Below are 12,454 nucleotides of genomic sequence, written 5' to 3' on the forward strand. Positions count from 1 at the left end.
AGCCACGAGACCCCATCACGGGCTGATCACCCGCACACACCAGGTGGGGAAATTTACTCCGGCCAATCTGAGGAAAATTCAACCGGCGTTGACAGATGGTGCAGGACGGACCACCCGCACTGGACCTCCAGACGGTCAACCTGCACACCGTGCTCGAACCTGTTGTGCAGGAGTTCCGCCAATGGGCGCGGGGCCGCCACATCACGTTGCGCTACCAGCGGGTGGATCGCACCGTTCGCACCGACGTGCCGACGCTGCAGCGCATCGTGCGCAACCTGCTCTCCAACGCCCTGCGCTACACCGATGAAGGCGGCCGCATCCTCATCGGCTGTCGCCGCAGGCAGGGCCGCCTGTGGCTCATGGTGATCGACAACGGCATCGGCATGAATGCCGAAGACGCCGCGCGCTGCTTCGAAGCGTTCCAGCGCGGCGGCATGCCCAAGCGCGTGCCCGAAGGCATGGGCCTGGGGCTCTACAGCGTCAAACGCATGGCGGAGTTGCTGGGGCAGTCGACCACGCTGCGCAGCGTGGCGGGGAAGGGGACGGCGGTGGGGGTTTCGTTGGGGGAGGGTGACGTTTGATGAGTTCGTGCATCTTCAGAGATCAACACGCTGAGTCCCTGTTTTGGGGGATATGCATTTGGAGGCGGCGTCAACAGAATCGCGCCCTTTCCAACTCACAAAGGCTTGTTGAATGAACCTTCTTTCCAAAATCGCGATGGCTTTGATCCCCTGCCTCATGGCCGCATGTGGCGGTGGTGGATCAAACCCCGACACCGAACCTCAGAACACCAGCGCAGATCCGGTTGACAAGTACGTGGGCCAGTGGGTTCGCAACTGCGAGGTGATGTTTTCTCCCGCGGTCAATGCGTCATATCCGGACGGCCTCTCAGAGCTGGAAGACCTGACGATCGGCAAGATCAACGCCAGCGAATACGGAACCACATCCATCGAAACAAAGTACCCGGGTACCACCTGCACCGGCGAGGCGATCAGCCAGGCAACCACCTTGGGCGCTGCACAGATTCTTGGCACCAAGACCGTGGCGTTCGGCGTGGTCGACAAGGTGACCATCGTGAGAAACGGCGTTGCCTTGAAGTTGATCTCCCAGGTTGCCGATGAGGGACTCGCCTAGGGATTTGGTGCCAGCGGCGCCGACGTATGCACCAAAGCCTCCAACAATTAAAGCTCCCACGGGTACGGTTATTGGGGCGAAAGGCCCGCCACTCGCTCCGAGCGCCGCGCCAACCTTGGCTCCAACTAAAGCACCACCCGCTTGCCCAACAACACCAACGCCCTCCGTTACAGCTTCCGCGCCATGGCCTTGCAGAACATGTTGTCCCACATTGACCGCGTCGTTTCCCATGCCGACGTACGCCGCGCCCGGCACGATGCGACCAGCAATCCCCGATGTTGATGGGAGATGAATGGCTGCGCTAGCTGCTCCGTGTTCGACCCCAGCCACAACAGCCGAAGGGCCGTCGGGCAGTATCTCTGTAGTGGACGCTCGACTTCTAGGGGTAGCAGCACTCCACACGTTTGCGTTGGTTTCAAAGCTACCGATATTCGGCGCTGTGATGACTGAGCCACCGCTCAGAACAAAAAGGTTGCCGACGTGCACTGCAGCCTCTGGACTAGCACTTGATTCAGTCATTTTTTGACCCCACAGAGCGTGGATTTAGATACCACGCAGCAAACGCAAAAGGCGAAATCGCGAGAAACAGGGATGGGCCAGTCACCCACATTAACTGCGCCACGAAGGCCTGGGCAGCGACATTTCCGAGAAGCACTCTTGTTAGTTGAAGTGACGGATCTACCCAGAGGAGTGTTTGAGGCCATGCCTACATAAGCTGCGCCGGGCACGATGCGTCCCGCAATACCGGAAGTCGATGGAAACGTGGTGATGGCCTTTTCTGCGCCGCTCTCGATGCCTGCGAGTGCAGCTGACGGACCGTCCGACAGAATTTCCTTCGTCTCGACTCGAGCTCGTGCACCTGCTGTGGAGAAAACATCGGTGTTGACGACTCTGGAAACAGCATCGTTGTTCAGAACGAAGACTCTATCGGCACGAACGTTGGTAGATTCAGCCATTCTTCTGCTCCTGGATGCAGCGCGGGATGTAGCCTGTTATCCAGCCCGCAAGCCAAACCGTTACACCGGCAATGCCGAACACAACGCCCGTGCAAAACACAAGTTGCGTATAGAAGCCTCGTGCAAGGTCAACTGCAAACAGGAATTTTGTAAGCCTCATCTCTGGATTTACCCCCCACAGGAACTGCGCCCACGAGAAGAACACTGCGGGAATAGATATAAAGAGCAAAGACTTGAAAAACGGCATCGACCACATCGGATAGTTTTTTTGACGGCCACTTAGCACCAGCAGAGCGGAAAAGAAAAAGGCAACCGGACTACTCATCCACAACACCGCGAAATAAAACCGGTTCACATCTGGCTTGATCCCCAACGCAGTGATGCGATCGATCTGCGGAACGATCGAAGCCATGAAGTCGCTGAACTTACGCGCCCAAGCGTTCGCGCTCAAGATGTCGTCGGGGATCAGCAAACCTACGACGGCCATCACAAGGTAGTAGCCGATCAGTGCAAGCCCGAGCGGGCTCTTCCAGTCCCCACCGGAGGTCTGTTGATGTCTGGAAACGGTCTTCATGTGACTTCCCTCATCGATAGAACTTTCGTTTGATTTTTGAAGTGGGCACGATTCTGCTGAGTCATCAGCCGGTTGCCCATCCCTGAAAACAGGGAGGAGAGCCCTCCATTCGCGAATCAAGCAATTCATTTGCATGACTGATAGGCGCCAACGTACGGACTGACCGCCAAAACCGGTGGTGTCAGTTGGTTTTCGGCACCGCAAAGGCTGTGGAAACGATCTCGTTGGGATAGCCCTCGGCATCCAGGGTGACACCCGGTCGCGTGGCGCCAGTGACATAGAGTCGCCCATCCGCCCAGAGGACTCCAACGTCTTCATGGACATCAACGACGACGGCTGGCGCGACCGCATCGGCTGGGCCGCACCCGCCGACGCCATCCTCGTGCTCGATGCCAACCGCGACGGCCGCGTGGACATCGACCACGAGGTCAGCTTCGTCGACCACCTGCCCGGCGCGCGCACCGACCTCGAAGGCCTGGCCGCGCACGACAGCAACCACGACGGCTGGATCAGCGCGGCCGATGACCGCTGGAAGGACTTCGGCCTCTTCCAGGACCGCAACGCCAACGGCGCGCAGGACGAGGGTGAGTTCGTCTCGCTCGACGACGCAGGCCTGCAGGGCATCTCCCTCACCCGCGAGGGCACGCCCGCGATGAACCAGGGCAACATCGTCTTCGGCACATCGCAGGTGCAGTGGGCCGATGGCAGCACCACGCGCGCGGGCGACGTGATGTTCGCCGGCGATGGCGTGCCCATCCCCGAGGCCGCACAGATGGCATTGCTCTTTGCGCAGTACGCGGCACTCCCGCCTTCGGGTGCGAGCGAAGCCGCCACCGTCTTTGTGCCCGCTGCCCACGACGACCCCGCCGATGCGTGGGTCGCGGCGGCGGCCCTGGGTTCGTTGTCCGTCGCCGCGGGGGCCACATGAAGGTGCGGTTTGCCACCCCGGACGATCTGCCCGCCATGTATGCGCTGGGACAAGCGATGCACGCGGAGTCCCGCTTCCGTCACTACCCCATGGACTCGAAACGGGTGGAGGCGATGCTGCGTGACATGGTCACACATCCGGCCACCGCTTGCGCACTGCTGGCAGAAACCCATGAGGGAGAGCTGGCGGGCGGGCTGGGCGCTTTCGTCACGACCTACTTTTTCGCCGACGTGCGCGTGGTGCAGGACAAGTGGTTCTATGTGGCGCCGCTCCACCGGGGCAGTGCGGCGGCCTTGAAGCTGATGCTGGCCGTGCGGCGCTGGGCAGAAAACCGGCGGGCGCGCGAGCTGAACATCAACATGAGCGTGGACATCGACCGCGATCGTTTTGAGCGCTTCATGGGCCACCTCCAGTTTCGCAACTGCGGCTCCAATTTCTTTCTGCCTCTGCAGGGGCAGACCGAGGCCGCACCCAAAATCCAATCGACCTGAAGAGGGAATGATGAGTGAGTTGAAGGAGGCGGCCCAGAAGCCGTCGGGGGGAAGCTGCGCCAATGAGACCTGGTCGCTGCTGGCCAGCTTTGTGGGGTTGATGGGCATGCCTGTGGACGCCGCGGTGCTTCGTGCGCAGGGCGTGGCGTTTGCGCAGGCACCCAACCTGGCGGCCATGGCCCGTGCGTTGACCGCCGTGGGCCTGTCGGTGCAGCCCAGAAGGGGTGGACCGGGTCGCCTGGCAGAAGGGGTGCCCGTGCTCACGACCACGGCCAGTGGTCGTGCGTTGCTGGTATCGCCGCTGGGTGGCGATGAGTTTCTGGTGCAGGCGGCGGGAGAGTCGGCGCCATCTTCGCTGGACACCGACGCGTTGCAGGCCTTGTGGACGGGAGAGTGGCTGGAGGCACGCCGAGGTGCCGCGCAGGCAGCGGACGCCGAGCACCGTGTCTTTGGCATGGACTGGTTCTGGCGGTCGCTTTCGCGGCACAAGGGCATTCTGGGTGAGGTGCTGCTGGCTTCGCTCTTCGTGCAGGTGTTCGCCTTGGTCACGCCGTTGATCTTCCAGGTCGTGATCGACAAGGTGCTGGCGCACCGCTCGATGGCGACACTGGATGTGCTGGTGATCGCCCTGCTGGGCCTGGGCGTGTTCGAGGTGGTGCTGGGTGCCATGCGCCATTACCTGTTTTCGCACACCACGCATCGGGTGGACGTGGAACTGGGTTCGCGCCTGTTTCGCCATCTCATCCACCTGCCCATGTCGTATTTCGGCGCGCGTCGCACGGGCGATACGGTGGCGCGGGTGCGTGAGCTGGAGAACGCGCGCAACTTCCTGACGGGGACCGCGCTCACGGGATGGCTCGATCTCGCGTTCGCCGTTGTCTTCCTCGCGGTGATGTTCCATTACAGCGCCACGCTCACGCTGATCGTGGTGGCTGCGCTGCCGGTGTTGTTCGCCGCTTCCTGGATCGTCACGCCGCTGCTGCGCAGCAAGCTGGAGGACAAGTTCGCCCTCGGGGCCGAGAACCAGACCTTCCTGCAGGAAACGGTGGGCGCGATGGAAACGCTCAAGGGCCAGGCCGTGGAGACCGCATGGCAGCGCGAGTGGGAGCGACGACAGGCCGATTACGTACACGCGGCATTCGCGTCAGGCCATGTGGGCAACGCCACACAGCAGTTCATGGGCCTGGCCAGCAAGGTGCTGACGGTGCTGCTGCTGTACTTCGGGGCGCGTCTGGTGATTGACAACGAGTTGACGGTGGGTGGACTCATCGCCTTCAACATGCTGGCGGGCCGGGTGAACGCGCCGATCCTGAAGCTGGCGTCGGTCTGGCAGGAGGTGACGCAGATGAAGGTGAGCGTGAAGCGGCTGGCCGAGATCATGGACGCGCCCGTGGAACCCGCGTTCCGGCCTGGGCGCAGCGTGCCGCCATCCCTGAAGGGCGGGGTCACGCTGGAGCACGTGACCTTCCGTTATGCGCCGCATGCGCCCGAGGTCTTGTCGGACCTGAGCCTGGACGTGAAGCCCGGCGAAATCGTGGGCATCACCGGCGTGTCCGGCTCGGGCAAGACCACGTTGACGCGGTTGATCCAGCGCCTTTATGTGCCTGAGCGGGGCCGCGTGTTGATCGACGGCATGGACCTGGCGCTGATGGACGCCTCGTGGCTGCGCCGCCAGATCGGCGTGGTCAGCCAGGACGTGACGCTCTTCAATCGCAGCGTGCGCGAGAACATTGCCCTGGGGCGGGCCGACTTGCCGATGGAAAAGATCATGGACGCAGCAAAGCTCGCCGGGGCGCACGACTTCGTGCTGCAGCTGCCGCAAGGCTATGACACGGTGATTGGCGAACGGGGCAGCCAGCTGTCTGGTGGTCAGCGGGCGCGCCTGGCGATTGCCCGCGCGCTGGCGGGCGATCCGTGCATCCTGTTGTTCGACGAAGCCACCGCCTCGCTCGACTATGACAGTGAACGCGCCGTTCACGACAACATGGCCCGCATCTGTGAAGGCCGCACGGTGTTCATCGTCGCGCATCGGTTGTCGACCTTGCGCCTGGCAGACCGGGTGCTGGTGCTCGACAAAGGGCGTCTGGTGGAGAGCGGACACCACCGTGACTTGCTTCGAATGGGCGGGCGCTATGCGTCGCTGTACCGGTCCCATCAAGTGTTGGAGGCCGCATGAGCGCAGGAGGTACGTTGACCCAACCCATGCAGGCACCCGGGCATGCCTTCTCACCGGATGCGTTGACGCTGCAGCGGCCGATGCCCTGGGCGGTGGCGCGGATGATCAGCCTGGGCATTTGTGCCATGGCGTCGTGTGTGCTGGTCTTCGCATGGCTGGCACCCGTTGACATCGTCGTGTCGTCGCAAGGCCGGGTGATTCCGTCGGGTCGCAGCAAGGTGGTGCAGCCACTCGAGTCGGGGGTGGTCCGGGCCATCGCGGTGCGCGATGGTCAGGCCGTGAAAGCCGGCGACCTGCTGGTGGAGCTCGATCCCACCAGCGCACACGCGGACCAGAGCCGGGTGCAGCGCGATTTCTGGGACGCCAGCGCGGATGCGACACGCCTGCAGGCTGAAATGTCGGGCGATGTCCTGGCGGCATGGCCGGCCGATATGCCCGGCGATGTGGCTCGGCAGCAGGAAGCGCTGCTGGCCAGCAAGCGTGCCGAACAGGCCCAGCGCATCGCGACACTGGATGCCGATGTCGCCCGTCGTGAGGCGGATCGCGATGCGATCGCGGCGAGCATCGACCAGTTGCGGCAGAGCCTGCCCTTGCTGCGCCAGAAGCATGCCATGCGTGAGGAGCTGGCCACCACCGGGCACTTGCCACGCACGGGCGCCATCGAATCGCGCCTGGAGCTGATGGCGATGGAGAAGGAGCTGGCGGTGCAGCAGAACCGTCTGCGTGAAGCGGCGGCTGGCCGCGAAGCCGCCCTGCAGCAGCGCGCCCAGGTGCGCGCTGAGTTTCGCGCGCGCGCTGGCGCGGAACTCAGCGAGGCGATTCGCAAGCGTGAAGCCGCGCGACAGGAGCTGGTGAAGGCCACGCTGCGAGGCGAACTGCAGACCTTGCGCAGTCCGATTGATGGCGTGGTCCAGCAGCTCGCTGTGACCACGGTGGGTGGCGTGGTCACACCCGCGCAACCGCTCATGACCATCGTGCCGGCGGGCAGCGGCCTGGAAGTGGAAGCGCAGGTGCTCAACAAGGACATCGGCCACATCCGGCCGGGCCAGCGCGTCATCAACAAGGTGGAGACCTACGACTACACCCGATATGGCTATATCGAAGGGCGCGTGAGCTGGGTGGGCACGGATGCCGTCAACGACCCGAAGCTGGGCCCGGTCTACCCGGTGCGCGTCGAACTGGATGGCACCAGCACGCCCAACGCGGTGAATGGTCGCCACGGCACTGTGGGTGCGGGCATGAACGTGACGGCCGACATACGCACCGGAGAGCGCCGCATGCTGGAGTACTTCCTGGCGCCGATGTTTCGCTACAAGCAGGAGGCCATCCGTGAGCGTTGATGGAAGCCTCTTGCGTGCCGTCGGCGTGCTGGCGTTGTCGCTGCAGATCGGATGGGTGCCCGCCGTCCAGGCCGACGACCTGCTGGGCGTTGCACGGCGAGCGCAGGCACACGATGCCACCTATCTCGCCGCGCGCCGCACGTTGGAGGCGGCCACCGAGCGGCCGATTCAGGCGCGCGGGGGCATGCTTCCGGCGGCGCATCTCACCGCATCGGCCAGTCGCCAATCCGGGCAGGCGTCTTTCGCGGATGCAGACCCTGTGGATCGCAAAGTGCGCAACCGCGGCTGGAGCGTTCAGGTCACCCAGCCCCTCTGGCGTCCAGCGAATCTCGCGGGCTGGCGCCACGCCGAGGCCCAACTCGAACAAGCGCGCGAACAGTTCCGCCAGGCGGAGCAGGATCTGTTGCTGCGGGTGGCGCAGGCCTACCTGGACGTTCTGGTGGCTCAGGAAGGGCGCCGGGCTGCGAAGTCGTATCGCGCGGCCGTGGAACACCAACTTGCACTCGCCACCCGCAACTTCGACGTGGGTACCGGCGCCATCACCGACGTGCACGAGGCGCAGGCAAGGAGGGATGCGGCACGCGCGCAGGGCGTGGCCGCGCACAACGAAGTCGAATTGCGAACCGCGGAGCTCGAGCGGCTTCTCGGCGCATCACCGGGTACCTTGCACCTGCTGAACCCCTCGGCCGAGCTACCGCCACCGCCTGCTGGTGAACTTCAGCGCTGGCTGGACAGCGCGCGGGAAGACCATCCTGCCGTGAGGATCCAGCGCACCGCGTTGGAGGTGGCGCGGGCGGAGGTGGAGCGCCAGCGCGCCGGCCATTCGCCCACGCTGGACTTGACCGCCAGCTACGGCCCGACCCGGGCCTCGGGCAGCATGAGCTCACCGGCAGACATTGCCAGCCATGTGCGTTCGGCGCAGGTTGGTGTGAACTTCACGATGCCTTTGTATGCCGGTGGTGCCGTGCAGTCCCGGGTGCGCGAAGCCCTGGCGATGAGTGAAAAGGCCGAGGAAGAGCTGGAGGCCGCGAAACGGCTGGCGTCCACGCAGGCGCGCCAGGCACACGCTGGCGTGCTCAACGGCCTTGCTCAGGTGGATGCCCTGGCCTCTGCGGTGCAGTCCAGCGAGGCGGCACTCGCATCGAACCGCGTGGGCTATCGCATCGGCACGCGCATCAACACCGATGTGCTCAACGCCGAGCAGCAGCTGCATGCCGCGCAGCGCGACTGGCACAAGGCGCGTGTGGACACATTGATGAATGGGCTGCGCCTCAAGGCTGCCATCGGTGAACTTTCCGAACTTGACCTCGCTTCGATCAACGCACTTCTGATGCCCCCGCTTCCATGAACACGATATCTCCGACGTCCATGCAGACCCCGTCGCATTCCTTTGAGCCCTCAGGCGGAACACGGGAGCTCGCCGAGCTGGCTCGTGCGCAAGCCCACAGTGCATTGCAGAAGATCCCCATGCTGGGTGCCGTCACCTGGCTCATGCTGCAGCAATCCGCATCGCGCACGGGCTTGCTGGCCGACCTGGAGTGGCGTGTGTTGCCGCCGCTGATGCAGGGGCAGGCACGACTCTTCATGCAAGGAGATGCGCCGGTGGGCTACGCCTCGTGGGCGCTGCTGTCAGAAGAAGCGGTGACCCGTTGGCGCCAGGCGCCGCACCGGCTGGCGATGCAGGACTGGAACAGCGGCGAGCAGGCCTGGCTGATCGATATCTTCACGCCGTTCGGGGGTGCGCGCGAGATGCTGCAGGAGCTTCGCACAACGCATCTCGCGGGACGTGAGTTGCGCCAACTGGTGCAGTTGCCCGGGCGCACCGCCGAAGTGCTGGAGTGGCCGATCCAGCAAGGTCAGGGGGATGGGGATCTCACAGCGAAAAAATCTTCCCCGGGTTCATGATGTTGTCCGGGTCCAGCGCGCGCTTGATGGTGCGCATCATGTCGACCGCGCCGGCACCGGCCTCGGTGACGAGGAAGTCCATCTTGTGCAGGCCCACGCCGTGTTCACCGGTGCAGGTGCCTTCCAGGCTGAGCGCCCTGGCCACGAGCTTGTGGTTGAGCTCTTCGGCCAGGGTGTGTTCCTCGGGCTTGTTGGGGTCGATCAGGTAGCCGAAGTGGAAGTTGCCGTCGCCCACGTGGCCAACGAGGAAGTAGGGCAGGCCGGCGGCGTCGGCTTCGCTCACCGAATCCAGCAGGCAGTCGGCCAGGCGGCTGATGGGCACGCAGGTGTCGGTCGAGATGGCTCGGCAGCCGGGCTTGCTCTGGATGGCGGCGAAATAGGCGTTGTGCCTTGCGGTCCACAGGCGCGTGCGCTCTTCCGGCGTGACGGCCCACTCGAACGCGTTGCCGCCGAATTCACGGGCGATCTCCTGCACCGTCTCGGCCTGTTCCTTCACGCTCGCGGGCGAGCCGTGGAACTCCATGAGCAGCATGTTCTCTTCGCGCAACCCGAGCTTGCTGTGCGCGTTGACCATGCGCACGGTGTTGTGGTCGATCAGTTCGCAGCGTGCGATCGGCACGCCGAGCTGGATCACCTGGATCACGGTGCGCACGGCGGCTTCGATGGTGGGGAACGAGCAGGTGGCGGCCGAGATGGCTTCGGGGAGTGGGTAGAGCTTGAGGGTGATCTCGGTCATCACGCCGAGCGTGCCTTCGCTGCCGACCATGAGGCGCGTGAGGTCGTAGCCTGCGCTGCTCTTCTTGGCGCGCGTGCCGGTGCGGATCACCTCGCCACGCGCGGTCACCACTTCGAGCGCGAGCACGTTCTCGCGCATGGTGCCGTAGCGCACGGCGTTGGTGCCCGAGGCGCGCGTGGCCGACATGCCGCCGATGGAGGCGTCGGCGCCAGGGTCGATGGGAAAGAACAGGCCTTCGCTCTTGACCGCTTCGTTGAGCGCCTTGCGCGTGACGCCTGGCTGCACGGTCACGGTGAGGTCTTCGGCGTTGATCGAGAGCACCTTGTTCATGCGGCTCACGTCGATGCTGATGCCACCCTGCACGGCGAGCAGGTGGCCTTCAAGCGAGGAGCCCACACCGAAGGGGATGACCGGCACGCGGTGGCGCGCGGCGAGTGCGACGGCATCGGCCACGTCCTGCGTGCTTTCGGCGAACACCACGGCCACCGGCGGCGGCACCTCATAGACCGATTCGTCGCGGCCGTGCTGCTCGCGCACCACCAGGGCGGTGGAACATTGCGCGCCGAAACGCACCTGCAGTTCAGCCAGGAACTCGGCCGGAACGGTGCGCTGCTGGATTTGCGGGGCGAGATGGTTGTGGGCGGTAGGAGCGTTCATGGCGGGCGGTGGGCGAATCGGGGTTTCAGACGGCGGTGAGCGTGGGAGCATCGTAGCCACTGCCGCCCGTCCATTGTGGCGGGTGGGTCACTATTTCGCGCAGTTCGGGGCGTGGCGTGCGGCGCAGGGCCCCGATGTCGGGACGCGTGCGAGACGACGCGCCCCACCAGGTCTCAAGTGCGTGAGCGGTGGCAAGCAAGCGGGCATCCTCGTGCAGCGGGGCGATCAGCTGCAGACCAAATGGCATGCCGGCCTCGTCGTACCCGCAGGGCAGGGACAGCGCGGGGCAGGTCGAGAGCGTCACCAGATACGTGAGGCTGAGCCACTCGTAGTAGTTGCGTTGCTCGATACCGTCGATGCGCTGCGCGTACAGCTGGTGCCATGGAAAGGGCGAGAGTGGCGTGACAGGTGCCACGATCAGGTCCACGTGTTCGAAGGCGCGCTGGAACTGTCGGAAGAGCCGGGTCTGTGTCAGGTGCGCCTGTGCCCGATCCGAGAGCGTGATGTTGGCTGCCAGTTCCACATTCGCCCGCACGTTGGGGCCGAGCGATTCTGGCTGCGTGCGGTAGATGGCCTCAAAGCCAGCCAGGAAGCTCTCGGCGCGGATCACGTCAAAACACCGATGACCGTCGTCCAGCTTCCAGTCCAGCATTTCGCAATGTGCCACCACAGACGAAAGTGACTGCATGCGCTGCGCGAAGCTGCGCCGGATCATGGGGTCGACTGCGCAGGTGCCGAAGTCCGGTGTGAAGGCCACGCGCAGCTTCGACAGATCCACCTCGGGCAGTGGCCAGAACGCGTCGGCTTTCGCCGCAGCGCCGAGGGGGTCCATCGGGTGGGGGCCCACGCATGCCGACATCATCCAGGCGGTGTCGGCCACATCCCTGGCCATCGGTCCCAGCACCGAGATGGCGGACCAGCCCAGTGCTCGTGCGTCATTGGCAATCAATCCGGGGGAAGGCCGCAGGCCGACCACCCCGCAGAGCGCGGCCGGTATGCGCAACGAACCCCCGGTATCCGAGCCCGTGCACAGCGGCATCATGTCGGTCGCGAGTGCGGCGGCGGAACCACCCGATGAACCGCCCGCGTTGAGAACGGGGTTGAACGGATTGCCTGTCGCCCCCCAGACGGGGTTGCGCGTATTCGCCCCGGCGCCGGAGTCGGGCACATTGGTCTTGGCCGTCACGATCGCACCCGCTCGGCGCAGGCGGGCCACCAGTGCGTTGTCTGTGGTGGGCACGTGGTTCCGCAATCGGACGTTGCCGTGCGTGGTCAGCAGGCCGGCGGTATCCTGCAGGTCCTTGACGCCCAGGGGAATGCCGTGCAGCAGTGGGAGGTTGCTGTCTCCACGCATCACGGCGCGCTCGGCGGCCCTGGCGGACTCCATCGCCCGGACGTCATCGCGCGCGCAGATGGCATTGACAGCCGGGTTGATCGCATCGATCCGATCCAGGCAGGCTTGCATGAGCTCGACCGGCGAAATGTCCTTGCGCGCGATGCGTGCGCGCAGCTCGCGCGCACTCAGCTCGACCAAGCGGGATGCATCGGCAGGCATGC

General features: G+C 64.6%; 12 protein-coding genes. 8 read left to right on the forward strand and 4 right to left on the reverse strand.

Going from position 1 to position 12,454, the window contains the following annotated elements; translation table 11 throughout:
- Window positions 1–95 precede the first annotated feature (95 nt).
- Together J2X09_RS24845 and J2X09_RS24850 are read left to right on the forward strand one after the other, a co-directional pair.
- Complete coding sequence (locus tag J2X09_RS24845) at window positions 96–581, forward strand: sensor histidine kinase (protein ID WP_204734549.1); 486 nt, start codon at window positions 96–98, stop codon at window positions 579–581.
- A gap of 112 nt (window positions 582–693) precedes the next feature.
- Complete coding sequence (locus tag J2X09_RS24850; protein ID WP_204734548.1) at window positions 694–1,134, forward strand: hypothetical protein; 441 nt, start codon at window positions 694–696, stop codon at window positions 1,132–1,134.
- Window positions 1,135–1,649: 515 nt separating this feature from the next.
- On the opposite strand, the gene J2X09_RS24855 is transcribed toward J2X09_RS24850, so the two are convergent.
- Entirely contained in the window at window positions 1,650–2,090 is a 441-nt protein-coding gene (locus J2X09_RS24855) for a hypothetical protein (protein WP_204734547.1), read from the reverse strand.
- Window positions 2,083–2,664, reverse strand: a complete 582-nt coding sequence (locus J2X09_RS24860; RefSeq protein ID WP_204734546.1) for a hypothetical protein — start codon at window positions 2,662–2,664, stop codon at window positions 2,083–2,085. Before J2X09_RS24860 ends, J2X09_RS24855 begins: the two co-directional genes overlap by 8 nt.
- A gap of 178 nt (window positions 2,665–2,842) precedes the next feature.
- On the opposite strand from J2X09_RS24860, the gene J2X09_RS24865 reads away from it, so the two are divergent.
- From J2X09_RS24865 to J2X09_RS24890, 6 genes are read left to right on the forward strand one after another with little or no spacing between them, the layout of a single operon-like run.
- The gene (locus tag J2X09_RS24865; RefSeq protein WP_510184454.1) at window positions 2,843–3,592 is read left to right on the forward strand and encodes an SPM autocatalytic domain-containing protein; all 750 of its coding nucleotides are present in this window, start codon (window positions 2,843–2,845) and stop codon (window positions 3,590–3,592) included.
- The gene (locus J2X09_RS24870) at window positions 3,589–4,083 is read left to right on the forward strand and encodes a GNAT family N-acetyltransferase (protein WP_204734544.1); all 495 of its coding nucleotides are present in this window, start codon (window positions 3,589–3,591) and stop codon (window positions 4,081–4,083) included. The genes J2X09_RS24865 and J2X09_RS24870 overlap by 4 nt, the downstream gene beginning before the upstream one ends.
- Before the next feature lie 10 nt (window positions 4,084–4,093).
- Entirely contained in the window at window positions 4,094–6,259 is a 2,166-nt protein-coding gene (locus J2X09_RS24875; protein ID WP_310309669.1) for a peptidase domain-containing ABC transporter, read from the forward strand.
- Window positions 6,256–7,599, forward strand: coding sequence for an HlyD family type I secretion periplasmic adaptor subunit (locus tag J2X09_RS24880; RefSeq protein ID WP_310309671.1), 1,344 nt, complete (start codon window positions 6,256–6,258; stop codon window positions 7,597–7,599). Before J2X09_RS24875 ends, J2X09_RS24880 begins: the two co-directional genes overlap by 4 nt.
- Window positions 7,589–8,947: a TolC family outer membrane protein gene (locus J2X09_RS24885; RefSeq protein ID WP_204734542.1), complete on the forward strand. Its 1,359-nt coding sequence runs from the start codon at window positions 7,589–7,591 to the stop codon at window positions 8,945–8,947. Before J2X09_RS24880 ends, J2X09_RS24885 begins: the two co-directional genes overlap by 11 nt.
- Before the next feature lie 20 nt (window positions 8,948–8,967).
- Window positions 8,968–9,504, forward strand: coding sequence for a toxin-activating lysine-acyltransferase (locus J2X09_RS24890; RefSeq protein WP_510184455.1), 537 nt, complete (start codon window positions 8,968–8,970; stop codon window positions 9,502–9,504).
- Here J2X09_RS24890 and J2X09_RS24895 read toward each other — a convergent pair.
- Window positions 9,473–10,897 (reverse strand): FAD-binding oxidoreductase, encoded by a 1,425-nt coding sequence (locus J2X09_RS24895; RefSeq protein ID WP_204734540.1) that lies wholly within the window; start codon window positions 10,895–10,897, stop codon window positions 9,473–9,475. The genes J2X09_RS24890 and J2X09_RS24895 overlap by 32 nt on opposite strands.
- Window positions 10,898–10,922: 25 nt before the next feature.
- Window positions 10,923–12,452 carry an amidase gene (locus tag J2X09_RS24900; RefSeq protein ID WP_204734539.1) on the reverse strand — a complete coding sequence of 510 codons (1,530 nt, stop codon included), beginning with the start codon at window positions 12,450–12,452 and terminating at the stop codon, window positions 10,923–10,925.
- Window positions 12,453–12,454: the final 2 nt, after the last annotated feature.

It is taken from the genome of Hydrogenophaga laconesensis (genome assembly GCF_031457235.1).
In the GTDB taxonomy this organism is placed as follows: Bacteria; Pseudomonadota; Gammaproteobacteria; order Burkholderiales; family Burkholderiaceae_C; genus Hydrogenophaga; species Hydrogenophaga laconesensis.